At 35.3% G+C, this 15,639-nt stretch carries 16 protein-coding genes; 6 read left to right on the top strand and 10 right to left on the bottom strand.

Annotated features, from left to right (window positions below):
* Positions 1-117 precede the first annotated feature (117 nt).
* The gene (gene gldC, locus ACSHWW_RS09875) at positions 118-456 is read right to left on the bottom strand and encodes a gliding motility protein GldC (protein ID WP_435682286.1); all 339 of its coding nucleotides are present in this window, start codon (positions 454-456) and stop codon (positions 118-120) included.
* Complete coding sequence (locus tag ACSHWW_RS09870) at positions 456-1,442, bottom strand: gliding motility lipoprotein GldB (protein WP_435682285.1); 987 nt, start codon at positions 1,440-1,442, stop codon at positions 456-458. The genes gldC and ACSHWW_RS09870 overlap by 1 nt, the downstream gene beginning before the upstream one ends.
* A gap of 75 nt (positions 1,443-1,517) precedes the next feature.
* Here ACSHWW_RS09870 and nadE point away from each other — a divergent pair, with 75 nt between their 5' ends.
* Both nadE and ACSHWW_RS09860 read left to right on the top strand, forming a co-directional pair.
* Positions 1,518-2,306: an NAD(+) synthase gene (gene nadE, locus ACSHWW_RS09865; protein ID WP_435682284.1), complete on the top strand. Its 789-nt coding sequence runs from the start codon at positions 1,518-1,520 to the stop codon at positions 2,304-2,306.
* 101 nt (positions 2,307-2,407) lie between these two features.
* Positions 2,408-3,043 (top strand): response regulator, encoded by a 636-nt coding sequence (locus tag ACSHWW_RS09860; protein ID WP_435682283.1) that lies wholly within the window; start codon positions 2,408-2,410, stop codon positions 3,041-3,043.
* Here the strand turns inward: ACSHWW_RS09860 and dnaG are convergent.
* From dnaG to ACSHWW_RS09835, 5 genes are all read right to left on the bottom strand, one after another.
* On the bottom strand, positions 3,040-5,001 hold the full coding sequence (gene dnaG, locus ACSHWW_RS09855; RefSeq protein ID WP_435682282.1) for a DNA primase: 1,962 nt from the start codon (positions 4,999-5,001) through the stop codon (positions 3,040-3,042). The two genes, ACSHWW_RS09860 and dnaG, sit on opposite strands and share 4 nt — an antisense overlap.
* A gap of 169 nt (positions 5,002-5,170) precedes the next feature.
* On the bottom strand, positions 5,171-5,941 hold the full coding sequence (locus ACSHWW_RS09850) for a hypothetical protein (RefSeq protein WP_435682281.1): 771 nt from the start codon (positions 5,939-5,941) through the stop codon (positions 5,171-5,173).
* A 151-nt stretch (positions 5,942-6,092) separates the two neighbouring features.
* On the bottom strand, positions 6,093-7,136 hold the full coding sequence (locus ACSHWW_RS09845; RefSeq protein ID WP_435682280.1) for a hypothetical protein: 1,044 nt from the start codon (positions 7,134-7,136) through the stop codon (positions 6,093-6,095).
* A gap of 76 nt (positions 7,137-7,212) precedes the next feature.
* The gene (locus tag ACSHWW_RS09840; RefSeq protein WP_435682279.1) at positions 7,213-7,980 is read right to left on the bottom strand and encodes a hypothetical protein; all 768 of its coding nucleotides are present in this window, start codon (positions 7,978-7,980) and stop codon (positions 7,213-7,215) included.
* Positions 7,970-8,530 (bottom strand): RNA polymerase sigma factor, encoded by a 561-nt coding sequence (locus ACSHWW_RS09835; RefSeq protein WP_435682278.1) that lies wholly within the window; start codon positions 8,528-8,530, stop codon positions 7,970-7,972. Before ACSHWW_RS09835 ends, ACSHWW_RS09840 begins: the two co-directional genes overlap by 11 nt.
* Before the next feature lie 532 nt (positions 8,531-9,062).
* Here ACSHWW_RS09835 and ACSHWW_RS09830 point away from each other — a divergent pair.
* Both ACSHWW_RS09830 and ACSHWW_RS09825 read left to right on the top strand, forming a co-directional pair.
* On the top strand, positions 9,063-9,626 hold the full coding sequence (locus ACSHWW_RS09830; protein WP_435682277.1) for an RNA polymerase sigma factor: 564 nt from the start codon (positions 9,063-9,065) through the stop codon (positions 9,624-9,626).
* Entirely contained in the window at positions 9,623-10,414 is a 792-nt protein-coding gene (locus tag ACSHWW_RS09825) for an anti-sigma factor domain-containing protein (protein WP_435682276.1), read from the top strand. Before ACSHWW_RS09830 ends, ACSHWW_RS09825 begins: the two co-directional genes overlap by 4 nt.
* A 340-nt stretch (positions 10,415-10,754) precedes the next feature.
* Here ACSHWW_RS09825 and era read toward each other — a convergent pair whose 3' ends face one another.
* Positions 10,755-11,669: a GTPase Era gene (era, locus tag ACSHWW_RS09820; RefSeq protein WP_435682275.1), complete on the bottom strand. Its 915-nt coding sequence runs from the start codon at positions 11,667-11,669 to the stop codon at positions 10,755-10,757.
* An 18-nt stretch (positions 11,670-11,687) separates the two neighbouring features.
* A complete protein-coding gene (locus ACSHWW_RS09815) occupies positions 11,688-12,332 on the bottom strand; it encodes a hypothetical protein (protein ID WP_435682274.1) in 645 nt (214 codons plus the stop codon).
* 250 nt (positions 12,333-12,582) lie between these two features.
* Between ACSHWW_RS09815 and ACSHWW_RS09810 the strand changes: the two genes are divergently transcribed.
* Positions 12,583-13,518 (top strand): mechanosensitive ion channel family protein, encoded by a 936-nt coding sequence (locus ACSHWW_RS09810; RefSeq protein ID WP_435682273.1) that lies wholly within the window; start codon positions 12,583-12,585, stop codon positions 13,516-13,518.
* A 71-nt stretch (positions 13,519-13,589) separates the two neighbouring features.
* Here ACSHWW_RS09810 and ACSHWW_RS09805 read toward each other — a convergent pair whose 3' ends face one another.
* Positions 13,590-14,384, bottom strand: coding sequence for a helix-turn-helix domain-containing protein (locus ACSHWW_RS09805; RefSeq protein ID WP_435682272.1), 795 nt, complete (start codon positions 14,382-14,384; stop codon positions 13,590-13,592).
* 250 nt (positions 14,385-14,634) lie between these two features.
* On the opposite strand from ACSHWW_RS09805, the gene ACSHWW_RS09800 reads away from it, so the two are divergent.
* Positions 14,635-15,456 carry a hypothetical protein gene (locus ACSHWW_RS09800; RefSeq protein ID WP_435682271.1) on the top strand — a complete coding sequence of 274 codons (822 nt, stop codon included), beginning with the start codon at positions 14,635-14,637 and terminating at the stop codon, positions 15,454-15,456.
* Positions 15,457-15,639: the final 183 nt, after the last annotated feature.

Genomic DNA, 15,639 nt, shown 5'->3' with positions numbered 1-15,639 from the left:
GAGCGCAGCCTGCCTGGCGGCAAAGGCAGGTCGAGAACAGATTTAATTCTACCATATTCACCACAATTAACTACTGAAAACTGCAAACTAAGACTAAGACTAAGAGTGTAAACTAAATTACTTCTTCTTCAAGTCCAGTTTCTCTGCAAAGTACTCGCAAAAATCAAGCATAGTATCTCTCATCTTGTCGTCATTTGTAGCGCGATGATAAGAGTCTGCCATGGAGACTAGAGTTTGATGGAAGAATACTCTCATTTCATCTACCGGCATGTCCTTAGTCCATAAATCAATACGGAAACTTTCTTTTTCTACAGAATCCCACATGGATACCATCATAGCTTTAGCCTCAGCACTTGTAACGCCACCATCTGGTGCGCTCCATCTAATTTGTTCTGGAACACGATTTTCATCAAGTTCAATTCCTATTTTAATTTCTGACCTATGTGTTTGTGCCATTACTGTTTTGGTTTATAACCTGATTTATTAAAAATAACATCGGCAGGAAGTGATAACATCGTGTCGAGATCTTTATCATTATTTTCCATGTATGCCTTAACGATGCGATATCCTATATATTTACCTACTCCACCAGGCGTTTCTTGATCTACCTCTAGATAGAATTTTGAAAAAGGCGCTGGTAATATGAAACGTGATTGTAACTTAGGATTAGTACTATAAAGTAAACTTTCATCTACAAAAACACGCCACATTTGAGACTCGTTTGCCACAGTAAAATCATATTCAGCATTTGTATATGAAAAGCGTTCTGCTCCAGTTGCAACTGGTACAAAGAGCTCTTGTAGATAATGTAATTTACCAAAATAGACCATACTACCTATAAAAGAACGATCCACGGACGGCTCGACAAATAAATGCGCATAAGCCAGAGCAACGTCTGCAGGGAGATTTTCAACGTTGAGATGTTTTCTCCTATAATCACTTATCCCATCATATAGTTCATTCTCTTCTCCTAGATAAGTATCTATTGCTATTAAAAGCTGATCATTTGTAGGCGTCACTTTACGTCTATAATCTACCTGAGACAGAACTGTAACAATATCTGTGAACTCAAATTCTGGAAAATAATACTCCACATGACGCATGACATCATTCACTTGAGTATGAATTTCTTCATAATCAAATTTGCGATCGCGCACTGCGTTTTCTAATATGTTTTGTATGGTGTCTGTTCCCGTGATTTTTGCAATCCACACGCTGTCTGGGAATTGTTGTGGAAATAACATGGGATAATTTTCTTTCAGACCTTGTAAATCAGCTGGTGTTGCTGCTGCAAACTCTTCATGAAACAATTTCATTTCTGTTTGAACAGGTATTGCCGCTATTTCTTGAGCTACTTGAGAGCTGTCGTTGCAGGATGTTGTGAGTAATAACGCTTTCGCGAAAGCGAGATAAATCAAACCTCTGTGAATCTTATACTTCATAGACCTATAACGACACTTTTTTTAATTAATTTTAAGGCTGTAAAAATACGGCTAATCTGAATCAAAATAAAGAGAATGAAAGTAGATAAAGTAACTCAACATATTGTAAAATGGCTCAAAGACTATGCCGATAATGCTGGAATTAAAGGATACGTTATAGGTGTAAGCGGCGGAATAGACAGCGCTGTGACCTCAACTCTTTGCGCGATGACTGGACTGGAATTACTGTGCGTAGAAATGCCTATCCACCAGCATCAAGATCATGTGAGTCGTGCACAAGAGCATATTGCACAATTGAAAAAGAGATTCCCTAATGTGAGTGAGGTGCGCAGTGATCTTACTCCAGTTTTTGACACTTTTATAAATGCTATGCCAGCTACAGCTGACAGTGCACTCGTGGAATTAACGAGAGGAAATACTCGAGCTCGACTAAGAATGACGACACTGTATTATCATGGTGGAGTGAATGGGTTGCTAGTTGCCGGGACTGGAAATAAAGTAGAAGATTTTGGCGTAGGGTTCTATACTAAATATGGTGATGGAGGCGTAGACGTGAGTCCTATTGCAGACCTTATGAAAAGCGAAGTTTATGCTATAGGTGAACACGTAAATGTTCCAGCTAGCATTATGAAAGCAGCTCCTAGCGATGGACTTTATGGTGCTGAGCGTACTGATGAGGACCAAATAGGTGCAAGTTATGACGAGCTAGAATGGGCAATGCATCAAAATGACGCTGGAAAAACTTCAAAAGATTTTACAGATAGAGAACTCGAAGTGTTTAACATTTATAACGATTTCAATAGAAAGAATCAACATAAAATGAACCCAATTCCAGTGTGTATTATTCCTACAAACCTGCGTTAGTGTAAGATAAACAGCTCATAAGCAAGGAAATACTCACAAATTTATGGATTGTAAAGCATAATTAATCGTTGTACATTTGTAACTACAAATACCCCTTAAAAATGAACGTTTTATTAGCAGACCATCATCCAGTGTTCCGTAGAGGAATAAAAACTTTGATGAAGGATAGTAAGCGTTTACGCTTCACAGGAAAGGTAGAAAATGGAGAGGTGCTCTTATCAAGCATCAAGGAGCATAAACCAGATTTACTTATTCTAGAAATAGATTTACCCAACTCAAATGGAGCTGGCGCAGTGAGAGAAATACGCTCTCAATTCCCAGATCTAAAAGTCCTAATCGTAAGTTGTCATCCCGAAGAGATTTATGCAATCAGCGCTATCAAGGCTGGAGCAAACGGATACATCGCAAAAACACGATCTTCTAAAGAAGTAAAAAGAGCCATTCTAGAAGTTATGAAAGGTGAAACATTCTTATCTGATGATATCAGGGAAGTAATGAACACTAAGAATAAAAATGGCAAGCCATCTGTAACATTACGTTATAAGAAGCTATCTGCCAGAGAAATAGAAGTGCTTAATTTGCTATCTAGAGGAAAAAGGAATAAAGAGATCTCTCAAATTTTAAGTATCAACGAGAAAACAGTTAGTACTTATAAAACTCGATTACTTAAGAAATTGAATGTAGATAATATCGCAGATTTAATACACCAGTCGCGACTTCTTCAAATTACTTCTTAGATCACGCGATTCAATCGTTTAGCGAGATAATTTTTCAACTTATCATAAGACTTTATGGTAGATAATATTTCCATATTATCTACCATAACATCTTGTGACATACTTTCAGATAGGGATTTAATCTTATCCTCAATCATCAATCTACGGAAATTGAGAATAGTAGTCATCGTATGTAAAGCGACTGACTCGTGTTTCAACTTCACAAAGATCATTTTCTCATCCCATTTGTGGAGTTCATATTTATCTTCTTGCATTACGAGATCTGCAACAAGTTGCGCCTCGTGTTCATTAAGCGTGGACATGACTTGATTTAAATCTACTCTACCTTCCATGAGCAATAGATCTATCAACTTAGGATACAAGCTTTTAAACACCTCATTTGAAAACTCAATTTCATCACTTTGAAGGTCTAAAAATATCTTTTCATAAACCGGCAAAGTGTCTTTCTTAGGCTCTGCAACCAGCTCACCATCTTCAGACTCTTGCAGGTATTCTTCTTGAAAATCTTCTACTTTGTCTCCATACAACAATAGTATTTTAATAATACTATGCTCTAGAACAGATCGTCTATCTACTTTAAGTTCTGGTTCTTTATTTTCTACTTTCTTTAAGCCTTGAGCCTGTTGATCTCTACGTTCCTTTTTACGCTGCTCATTGATTCCTGCGTTGCGCGTTTGTGCAAGTGATGAGAACAGTACATCTTCACCTATATCAAGAATGGAAGCACTTTCTCTTACATAGATTTCTCTTGAGATATCGTCAGGCACCTTTGCAATGCTCTGTACTATATCGCGGATCATCTCTGCCTTTTTAATAGGATCGCCAGCAGCTTCTTCTTTTAATAAATTAGATTTGAAACTTATAAAATCAACCGAATTTGATTTTAAAAAGGCCTCTATTTCAGTTTGTGTATGCGCTTTGGCATAACTGTCTGGATCTTCACCTTCAGGAAAGGTGCAAATGCGCACATTCATTCCAGCTTCCAGAATAAGATCTATTCCACGTATAGCGGCACGCATACCAGCAGCATCACCGTCATAGAGTACTGTAATGTTTTTAGTAAGCCTTTGTATTAATCGTATTTGCTCTTTAGTAAGTGCTGTTCCAGAACTGGAAACAACATTCTTGACACCAGCTTGATGCATTTGAATCACATCAGTATATCCTTCAACCAGGTAACATAAATCTTCTTTGGCAATGGATTGTTTTGCCTCATAGATTCCATATAGCACCTTAGACTTATCATAGATATCACTTTGCGGTGAGTTGAGATACTTTGCGGCTTTCTTATCATTAGTAAGAATCCTACCACCGAAGCCTAGAACCCTACCAGAAAGACTACGTATAGGAAACATCACTCGACCTTTAAAACGGTCAAACTGTTTTTCTTCTTTAACTATAGTGAGTCCCGTTTTATCTAGAAACTCTAACTGGTAACCTGCTTTAATTGCCGCATCTGTAAATGCGCTCCACTGGTCTGGAGAATATCCTAGCTGGAAATACTTAATGGTCTCATCTGTAAAGCCACGTTCTTTAAAATAGCTGTAACCTATCGCCTTACCCATTTCAGTTTTGAGCTGTGACTCAAACCACTCTGCAGCAAATTTAGAAACGAGAAACATAGACTCTTTTAGGTCCTGAGATTGTTTTTCTTCGTTAGTTTGTTGGGTTTCTATAATCTCAATGCCGTACTTATTTGCAAGCCATTTAATCGCTTCAGGGAACGTAAAATGCTCGTGTTCCATTAAGAATGTAACGGCATTTCCACCTTTTCCAGAACTAAAGTCTTTCCAGATTTGCTTCACAGGAGACACCATAAAACTAGGCGATCGCTCATCTGAGAATGGACTGAGTCCTTTAAAATTTGAACCTGATTTTTTCAATTGCACAAAATCGCCTATCACCTCTTCTACTCGAGCGGTTTCAAAAACGTTGTCAACTGTGGTACGTGAAATCAATGGTTACAATTAAAATTAAGTAGTCTGTAAAAATAAGGATTTGAAATGATTGAGCTTTGTTTTATTTCGCTTTCGCGAAAGCGGAATTACCAGAACTTATTACCCCACAAAAACCTATAAAAAAAGCCCTTATTTACATAAGAGCTTATAATTATTTACATCAATTATTTTATCTAAATCTTATTCCTAAGGTAACATACTGTTGTTGCACTGGCGAGTTTTTAAAAATATCATTAAGCCCATAGGTGGCAAACAACTGCATGTCATTCCATCCAGCGTATGCACTTAATCCGTATTGAAAATTATTAACTTCAAAATCATTTGTAAGTGTTGAGGTCACATCTCTTCCTTCTCTTTCATATTTAACCTCTTGAGAAGATGTAGAAACAAGTCCTACATAGCCACCTACTCCTACTACAAAAGGTTTATCACCACCGTAACGTTTAATTCCATCTTCATAATTCTTCAATTCACGACTCCCAAATTCAAGGTGTAATGGAGCTAGAATACTCACTTGAGTAAATCGAGAACGATCTATGTCAAATCCAGCATCTTGAAGATCTGTCACATTATTGAATGTAGAGAACACCTTATTATCATTTATTCTCAAACTTTGCACACGCATGGTTAATCCATAGTTGAATCTTAAACAATCATCTTCTTTTTTAAGTCTTGTAGAAAACTCTAGACCTAAATCAAACACTCCAGAACCCCAGAAACGGTAGTCATCACCTATTCCGTTTCCATCTCCAAGCGCTTGATTAAAGCCAAAGCCGACAATGAATTTAGTATTTGTCATCACCATTTCTTGATCTCTTCTAGAATCATCAAATGCATCTAGAAAATCGTATGGAGCTTCATCAAGTTCTTTTTCATCTTGTGCATGCCCCAAATTAAATACCGCAACCATAGCGATTGCAAAGAGTAGTTTCTTTTTCATAATTATTTTTTTTTTGATTTAATTAAAATTAATCTTCAATCGTGTATCCAAAGTTGTCTTTAACTGATTTTTAACCAAAGAAAAACTCTTGTTTCTCAAGAGTTTTTCTTTCATCAAATAGGTGACTGAAGGCTAATTCAAACCTAGTTCTTTAGTTCTGTAATCTTATACCTAATGAAACATACTGTCCATCTATCGCGTTGCTTTTAAATACATTATTTAAATTCATACGACCAAATAAAACCACATTATCGTATCCTACATAAGCATCTAATCCATACAAGAAAACATTATTATCAAAATTATTTACTGTAATATCCTTAACGGTACGACCATCTAATTCATACTTAAGTTTAGTGCGTGAATCCATGTTGAAACCTACAAATCCACCGATACCAAACTTCCATTTATTATATTCTTGATACCTTACTCTTCCATCTTCAAAATCTTTGCGATCACTACCACCTATTTCTAAGTGTAGAGGAAATACTAATTGATTTTGTCGGAACACGGCATACTTTACATCAAATCCTATGTCTATGGTTTGAGTATTATCGCCTTGAGTAAAAACTCGATTCCCATTAAGCTCTGTTTGCTGCGTTTGAAACTCAACACCGTACATCAATCTAAAATGATTTTTATCATCTAGTCTAGTTTTAAATTGATATCCTATTGAAGAGTAACCGTTTTTAGCATAACTAAAATCATTTATTCCCAGATTATCTCCATTTATAAAATTATATCCAAAACCAAGTGTAAGTCCAGAACTTGTTCTTAATTCCTTTTTATACTTACGCTTTTCTGTCTCAACTCCTATTATACTATTATTATTTAATATTAATAGAACATTTCCTTCATCAGAAAACTTTTTATGTTTTCTGATATAATCTGCTTCTAAGTCAGCATTTTGAGTGAAATACTTAATATCTAGGGCAGCTTTTGCAGCAGCAGCTTCTTTAAGCTCATCAGCTTTTTCTTGTGTGATCTCGTTATTTTTAAGTTGATTATTAATCACTTTAATAGTATACTTCAAATTTCTTTTTACTGATTTGATGTCACGAGTCTTTTTATTTTCTAACTCTGCGAGTCTTGCATTTATAGATACAGAATCTTGTGAAATTTCATTTTGTGCTTGAGCAATTTGCCCTATTAAAAGGCTTAAAAAAAAGCTTGCGATAAGTAGGTTAATTTTCATGATAATTGATTTTTAGATATAATTATGGCTGTCCGTTTGTAATAAACAGCTGTATTTAATATTGATTTATATTTGATTATTTATGTGGAACGACCATGGTCACAGCCTCAGATTTGATAAAATCCCATCCGTCTTGAAGCTTATTTTGAATGCGACTTCTTCTGTCTGATTCTACATCCCATTCTGCTTCTCTTAATAATTTATTGGGATCAATGGATTTCGCAGCTATTTCTGTTGGTTGAGTTTTTTGAAGTGCCTCGTTCAGCAATAACTCCATTTCTTCCTCTGCCGTAAGCGTTTTTTCTACGATTACATTAGTCTCCATATGAGCGATTGTCGTTTCTTCTTGACTATCAATTAATAACTCTTTGTTACCCGATAAAGGAACCTGAGCGATTTCAACTTCTTGTGGACTAGATATACTTGAAGGTTTAGATTTTTTTGTACCCTTAACAGATGACTTATTTTTTGATTGAACTTTAACTTCAAGTTCTTTTTTAACAGCAGTATTTGCGATAGAGACAACTTCTGTGACTTGCTCATTTACTAATTCATTTTCAATAACTTCTGGATTGAGTTTACCCGATTCTTCTTTAACAGCGTCTTCAGTAATAACTATTTGATGAGTACTCTCATCGTTAATATTTAAATCATCACTTAAAGATGGATATAATAAAACCGCAGCGATTAGCACAGCAGCAATTGCACCTAACCAATAAATCACCACTGGTTTCTTGCTTTTCTTCTCTTCTTGATCAAGTCTAGAAGAAAGCGCGTCCCAAGAGCTAGCACTAGGCTTGATCTCACGATTATCAAAAGTTTCTTTTATATTTTTAAGCTTCATAACTATGCTTTCTTGTCGTTTTTAGTTTTTCTTGTAATAGCAATCGGGCTTTGCGGTATTGTGTCTTAGAAGTATTTTCACTTATGTTGAGTGCCTGTGCAATCTCTGCATGTTTAAATCCGTCTACTACATACATTATGAATACAGCTTTGTAACCTGCTGGCAATTCATCTATTAATTGCTGTATTAAATTGACATCTATAAGGTCTTCTTCCTCATCCTCAATTTGAGCTGGTTCTTTTTCTTCATCGATACTGGATGAATATTTAAATGGATCTTTCTTGCGCAGGAAATCGATACATTCTCTTACCATAATGCGACGCACCCAACCTTCAAAACTTCCTTCATGTGAAAAACTATCCAGTTTTGTAAAAACCTTAAAAAAACCATTGAGCATTAACTCCTCTGCAGTTTCTACTGGTGATATATACTGTCTACACACGCTCAACATTCTAGCCGAGTGCTTATCATAAAGATGCTTCTGCGCTTTTCTATCGCCAGTCGCAGCTTTTTCAATAAGCTTTTTTTCGTTTGTATATAGTTGTATCACTTTCACAATTTACAGCCTTTCTACTTACATAGACGAGTACTTTTTTAAAAGGTTGTCTGAAACATAAAAAAAGTTTAAATTTTATAGTTCAACGCTTAAAATTTCACTAATCAATATACTTAAATCAGGATTAGATATTTAATAGCACTGCGACTGTGACTGGAAACCGCGATTATTAAGGACACGCTTTCGCGAAAGCGTATAAAAAAAAACCTCTCCTAATCATAATGATTAAAAGAGGTTCAAAGAGTAATTCTAGGGAAAATTAAACTTTACTACTACTATATTTACTTACAGAATCATACCGATACTCGTTCTACAACTGTCACGCATAACAGACTTAACAATAATCTAATGATCCATTTGTGCAATCACACTATTTATAATTCTAAAATGCGATACTGATGCAATTTTTGTTCAATTTTCAATGTCGTACTTTTAAATCACCAAAGTGTTACTCGCAACTATAGCTTATACGCTGGCAAATGAGAATTGGATTTATGACGAATCTTAAATAAATGTTAAAAAAGAATTGACACCTATATTAGAACAACATATTATAGAATTATTACAGCAAGGTGACCAGCGTGGTATGAGTTTACTCTATGACCACTATGGACCAGCATTATATGGTTGTGCCCTAAAATTAACTCGCGATAAAGATGCGTCTAGTGACATACTACAGGACGCATTACTTAAAATATGGAAAAAAGCAAATACGTATCAATCAGAGAAATCTAAATTTTTCACTTGGTGTTATGGAATTACTCGCAACACAGCGATTGATTATCTAAGAAAAGTGCAAAAAAAACAGCTCAAAGAAATCCAATTGCAAGATTGGGACGTATACCCTATAGAGGACTCTATAAATCAAGAAGATAGAGATGAAGTTAAAAATCAATTAGGCAAGCTGGATTCTAAATATCAAGTAGTTCTAGATGCTGTATTTTATAAAGGAATGACACATATGGAGGCTGCAGACTATTTGAAAATGCCTCTAGGCACTTTTAAGACTAGAGTGCGCAGTGCTTTAAAAGAATTAAGAAATATCAATAAAGGAATCATTTTAATTATATGGAGCCTGATCACATCATGAGAAACGAAGAAAAAAATATAAAGGACTTTTTAGAATCTGGATTACTGGATCAATATGTTATAGGTGCTACTAATGAGAAAGATACTCTGGCTGTGGAATACATGATATCAAGATATCCAGAGATTAAAACAGCTTTTCAAGAGCTAGAAGAAGAATTACGCTTATATGCTACCATGAATGCCGAGCCATTACCAAACAGCCTTAAAGAACGTGTATTACAAGAACTAGCACCTAGCTCATTACCTACTAAGGTGAATGAACCTAACTGGTTAAGTGTGGCTGCTGCTATTGTTGCTCTCGTTGCTCTTGCTGGTTTAGGCTATTTATATAATCAGAATAGTGCTTTAAAAGAGGAAATTGTAGAAAGCACGTTTGAATATGAAAAACTAGAAAAGGATTATGAGCTCAATGATTCTCAAAAACGCATTCTAGAAATGCGACTAGCTTTCATAGAGTCTGCAGACACTGATAAATATCTCATGCGAGGTTTTATTAATGAAGAACCATTAAGAGTCATCGCTTATTACAATCAACCAGCTGGAATGGCTCAAATAGAAATTGCAGCTTTACCAGATTTAAAAGATTCTCAAGATTACCAATTATGGGCAGATGTGAATGGCGAAATGAAATCTCTAGCTATCATAAATGATTTAAAGCCTAAAACCATAAGCGCAGAGCTTCTCAAAAACGCTAGTGATTTAAACATCACCATCGAGAAAGCTGGCGGCACTAAAACGGCAAGCGTAGAAAACCTGGTTGCCACTATACCGTTGAATAAAAGACCTTAAAGCGATTCACTTACAGTTGATTAAAATCACAAATTCAAAAATTGCCGATTTGCTTTTCACACAGTGAAAATTTGATTGCCGATTAAAGATTCTCTTTTTATTTTCTGAAAACTTAATTTTAATTAACGTTTTTATACTTCTAATGTAGCTCCTTCCTTCAGAAGGAAGGCTGGGATGGATGTTGGCACGAATGCTAGGTAAAAACCAAAATTGCCGATTTGCTTTTCACTTCGTGAAAATTTGATTGCCTATTGCTGTTTCTAATCGCAAAAGATGCTATAATAAAGCAGCATCACAAGAAATGTACAGGACTGCTTACTATGGACTTAAATACTGTCTACTATTTATTCACTCCTTTATACCCAAAACGTTTTAACTGCTGTTCACTACTACGCCAATTTTTATTCACTTTTACGTAAAGCTCGATGTGAACTTGCTTACCAAAGAATTTTTGCAAATCCTTACGTGCCTCAGTTCCTACTCGTTTAATAGCACTTCCTTTGTGACCTATTATAATCCCTTTTTGGGTTTCACGTTCTACCATAATCACCGAGCGGATTCTTATGATATCTTCATCTTCAAAGAATTCCTCTGTATCAATCTCCACAGAATAAGGAATTTCTTTTTTGTAATGGATTAAGATTTTCTCGCGGATGCTCTCATTCACAAAGAAACGTTCTGGCTTATCAGTAAGTGTATCTTTAGGATAGAATGCTGGTGAAACTGGAAGTATTTCAACAATACGTTGTAGCAGTTGTGGCACACCAAAATTCTCTAGTGCGCTAATTGCAAAGATCTCTGCACCTGGCAATCTTTCTTTCCAGTGTGCTACGGCTTCTTCCAGCTGGTGAGGTTGACCTTGATCGATTTTATTGATAAGGACAATTACAGGCACCTCAGCAAAGGTTAATCTTTTTTCAAAAGCTTCATTCTTGAGTTCTTTCTCACCTAGCTCTACCATATATAGAATACAGTCTGCATCTTCAAAGGCATTTTTCACAAATTCCATCATGCTTTCTTGAAGCTTGTATGCAGGTTTGATAATACCAGGTGTGTCACTTATAACCGCTTGAAAATCTTCTCCATTTACAATTCCTAGAATACGGTGACGTGTCGTTTGCGCCTTTGAGGTAATAATAGATAAACGCTCACCTACAAGCGCATTCATTAAGGTAGATTTCCCTACATTAGGATTACCTACTATGTTTACAAAACCTGCTTTGTGTTCTACTGGTTGCTCCACTTTTTCTTCCATGTTGCAAAGGTAGCCGTTTTAAAATTGTGGCTTTTCAATTAAGGCTTTTAAAAAGGTAGTTTCAACTTTTTTAACCTCATTTTCTAATTGTGCAATTTTAGTCTTTGAAGCAATAGCCGGGAAACCTTTAAAATTATAAGACAACCAGTCTACGGTATCTCCATCTCTATTTAAAACATCATCTATTTTAAAAGATTTCTGGGCTAGTTTTTCTGCCTCGGGAAAGAAGAATAGTTGATCACTTGACGTTATATTGTAATTCTTTATGGCTTGCACAAATCGAGTTCCAACTTGAGAGTATTCATCACCGTTAAAAAAAATAGCATCAGTAGAGGTGTCCCATTTTTCATAATCACCTGTTTCACCTACTTTTTCATTTATGAGCTCGCGAGCGTGTTGTAACTCTGTAAGTAATAGCGATGTTTTATTATGAAACTCATTACTGTGATTAAACGCACTAGCATATACCGCTGGATTTGCCATCGCACTATCTTTAATTGTTTCCATTAAAGATTCAATTTCAATAGTTTGCTCTTTATTAGATGCTGTAACGCTAGACTCTATAGCTTCAAAGGACTCTATGGTTTCATTTGCAAAATATTTGCAAGATGTAATTGCAAGCATGATTACTATACAGCTTATAACAAATAATCTCTTTTTCATATGTTGATTTATTAAGTTTCGCTTTCGCGGAAGCGTGATTAAAATCACCTTGTTTAAAATAAAATAGATGCATTTTCCATTATTAAAGGTACGTTATGTTTTTACAATTTGAACTAAACAACGCTAAGCACTGCTGTAAATGTTAACAAAACATATTTTAAATACAAAAAAAGCCACAATTATAAAGCATATTAGTTAAAGCTTGTTAAATACAACACGATATCACAATCAGATTATTAAATTTGATTCTATGAATTTTTTACAACAAGCTGACCAAGCTGCTAAGAAAGCAGAAGAATTACCAGAATTAAAAGATAGCGGTGTCCTAATATGGGAACAATTAGCTGGCTGGTATAATTCATTCATCACATTACTTCCTAATCTGGGAATTGCAATTATAGTGCTTATTGCCGCATATTTTATCTCAAAATATGTAGATAAAGGCGTGCGCAAATTGATGGGTAATAAAACTCAAGCAAGTGTTAAACGACTAGCAGGTAAGGCAATTGCCATAATTGTGGTGCTGGGTGGTATTTTCATCGCCATGAGTGTTTTGAACCTTAATAATGCGGTTCAAGGTATAATTGCTGGTGCTGGTATTTCTGGTTTAGTAATAGGTCTTGCCTTGCAAGGTTCTTTATCTAATATAATAAGTGGTATTGTACTATCATTCCGTAAACAAGTTAAAGTGGGCGATTGGGTAGAAACAACAGACTACTCTGGAGAAGTTATGGAAATCCAATTGGATAAATTCATAATGAAACAAGCAGATAATAACATGGTGATTATCCCTAATAAAACCATCATCGATAATCCGTTAAAAAACTGGACACTTACACCTCGCATGAGAATTACACTAAACTGTGGTGTGGGATATGAAAGCGACCTTGAGGCTGTGAAAAGTCTAGCTGTGAAAACTATTGACGGAATGTTCAAGCAACAAGGTAATGAAGAGGTTGAATTCTATTATAACGAGTTTGGTGATAGTAGTATTAATTTCATGTTGCGTTTTTGGGTCAATGCAAAAAAAGCCAAAGAAAAACACATCGCACTTAGTGATGCCGTGATAGGTCTTAAAAAAGCATTTGATCAAGAAGGAATCAATATACCGTTCCCTATAAGAACCTTACAGTTTGATAATCAATTGCAACTTCAAAAAGAAGGCCCTACAGATAAGGCTGAATAAACTTAAAAGTTTTATATAATATAAATGCCCTTAAAATATTTAAGGGCATTTTTTTTACTAATCCTAAAATACTAATGTTCTCTAGCATTAATCTGACTCCATTGTTGATAAAAGAGAATGATTAATAAAATCTCAAAGGCTGCATAAGATATCACTCCAGGCACTACCAGTATAATGGTAACAAGACATATTCCGCCTATCAGACCAGTAATTCCTGCCCATTTCCCTAAATTCCCTAACTCATTTCTTTTTAAAAAGAAACCAGCACCTAAAAAGGAATACAGCAAACCAAAAATCACAATCCTAGAGATATGATATCCCATATGACTATGGAATTCATGCACATAGATAAACCCGTCTACCGTTCCTATTATCAAACAAACGATTATAAAACAGAGCGCCGTAATCTTAATCATCGCACTATCATATGCCTTACCTATCATAAAAACGCCATACATAAAAATGGAACTCGCTATTAACGAAGTTAACTTGAAAGAGATGTAAATAGGGTTGGTAAATATTTTTCCTCCATCTGCGGAATATGTGGTATCTGCAATTACCTCAAAAGTACTGGCTATGAAATAAATGATTCCAGCAATCATCGCATAAATCAAAAACGTTTTACTCTTCTCTAATCTATGGGAAACTTTTTTCTTCTCTTGATCTACCTTAAACACTTCATCAAATGAGGTTCCTAGAGCTTCTAAAATATTTTTAACGGTATAGGATCGAGGTGTTACTTCACCAGCCTCTATACGCTGGATGGTTCTCACATTAATATTGCATTTTTCTACAAGTTCTTCCTGAGTAAGACCTTGCTCTTTTCTAAGGTTGGAAATGTAATTCCCTAAGTCTGGCTGGTTCATGAAATAGATTTTAAATTCATAGGGCAATGTTAGGCACAGAACTCAATTGTTTCAAAATTTTTAAATGCTTTTCTACCCGACTTTTACACGACAAGCGCTTGTAAAGGCTGTAAATACTGAAAAGTTCAGTTTACCTAAAAAAGGGATTCATTGAAAATATAATTACTTTAAAATACTTTGAGGAACTAATTTAAGTTTAAATCTATCAAGTGAAGGATAGTTGTAAATTTGCAACTCTTAAAATAGGCTATTGAAATACTACATCCTACTTCTTTTTATTGCTCTGGGAACTCTTTGTGATGCTCAAACTGAGCCTGAAGACAACTCTACAAATCGCAAAGGTGATTTCTATGTGTATTGGGGCTGGAACTTGTCTGCCTATGGCAAGTCTGACATTACGTTTACAGGAGATGATTATGATTTCACATTAAATGACGTGGTTGCATATGACAGACAATCTGATTTTGACCCTAAGAAATACTTAAATCCTGCGAGTATTACTATCCCGCAGTATAACTTTAGAATAGGTTATTTTATTAATAATAAATATAACATTTCCATAGGAGCAGATCACATGAAATATGTCATGCTGCGTGATCAAACCGTGCGTATAAATGGACACATAGATGACACTTCAACGTTATATAATGGTGTCTATAATAATGAAGACATCGTCCTGGAGCGTGCTTTTCTTCAGTTTGAACATACTGATGGGCTTAATTATCTCAACCTGAGCTTGCGCCGCATGGATCACATATGGGATTATAAATTTTTCAGTTTGCAAGTCGTTACAGGTCTAGAAGGTGGAATTCTTATTCCTAAAACAAATACTAAACTATTGGGTCGCCAGCGATATGATCAATTCCACGTTTCTGGATATGGAGCAAGCGCAGTTTTAGGTCTTAATTTTGAATTTTTTGAGCATTTCTTTGTTCAAACTGAGTTAAAAGGTGGCTACATTAATATGAATAAAGTGAGAACTACTGCAGACCCGTCTGACTCTGCACATCACGATTTTTTATTCCGCCAGGTGAATATGGTATTTGGAGCTCGTTTTAAATTGTGGGATTAGTTTCTTTACGCTTTCGCGAAAGCGTGCATACTTTACTTCACCCATTATTACTAACAAATTATTTAACTACTGATATTCATTTAGTTGAATTATTTGAAAGTATAAATTATTCTTAAAACTGGCATTTCCCAGAAAAACAAACATCCATAGAATTGATTTGGTCGTATAACGATTGAGGGCACT

The organism is Nonlabens sp., from assembly GCF_051251825.1.
Lineage (GTDB): Bacteria > Bacteroidota > Bacteroidia > Flavobacteriales > Flavobacteriaceae > Nonlabens.
This window is presented reverse-complemented; position numbering and strand designations above follow the sequence as displayed.

Coding starts and splice junctions, on each gene's coding strand:
- ACSHWW_RS09860 (WP_435682283.1), top strand. CDS start 2,408: ATGAACGTTTTATTAGCAGACCATCATCCAGTGTTCCGTAGAGGAATA.
- gldC (WP_435682286.1), bottom strand. CDS start 456: ATGGCACAAACACATAGGTCAGAAATTAAAATAGGAATTGAACTTGAT.
- ACSHWW_RS09845 (WP_435682280.1), bottom strand. CDS start 7,136: ATGAAAATTAACCTACTTATCGCAAGCTTTTTTTTAAGCCTTTTAATA.
- ACSHWW_RS09815 (WP_435682274.1), bottom strand. CDS start 12,332: ATGAAAAAGAGATTATTTGTTATAAGCTGTATAGTAATCATGCTTGCA.
- ACSHWW_RS09805 (WP_435682272.1), bottom strand. CDS start 14,384: ATGAACCAGCCAGACTTAGGGAATTACATTTCCAACCTTAGAAAAGAG.
- ACSHWW_RS09850 (WP_435682281.1), bottom strand. CDS start 5,941: ATGAAAAAGAAACTACTCTTTGCAATCGCTATGGTTGCGGTATTTAAT.
- era (WP_435682275.1), bottom strand. CDS start 11,669: ATGGAAGAAAAAGTGGAGCAACCAGTAGAACACAAAGCAGGTTTTGTA.
- ACSHWW_RS09825 (WP_435682276.1), top strand. CDS start 9,623: ATGAGAAACGAAGAAAAAAATATAAAGGACTTTTTAGAATCTGGATTA.
- ACSHWW_RS09810 (WP_435682273.1), top strand. CDS start 12,583: ATGAATTTTTTACAACAAGCTGACCAAGCTGCTAAGAAAGCAGAAGAA.
- ACSHWW_RS09870 (WP_435682285.1), bottom strand. CDS start 1,442: ATGAAGTATAAGATTCACAGAGGTTTGATTTATCTCGCTTTCGCGAAA.
- ACSHWW_RS09840 (WP_435682279.1), bottom strand. CDS start 7,980: ATGAAGCTTAAAAATATAAAAGAAACTTTTGATAATCGTGAGATCAAG.
- nadE (WP_435682284.1), top strand. CDS start 1,518: ATGAAAGTAGATAAAGTAACTCAACATATTGTAAAATGGCTCAAAGAC.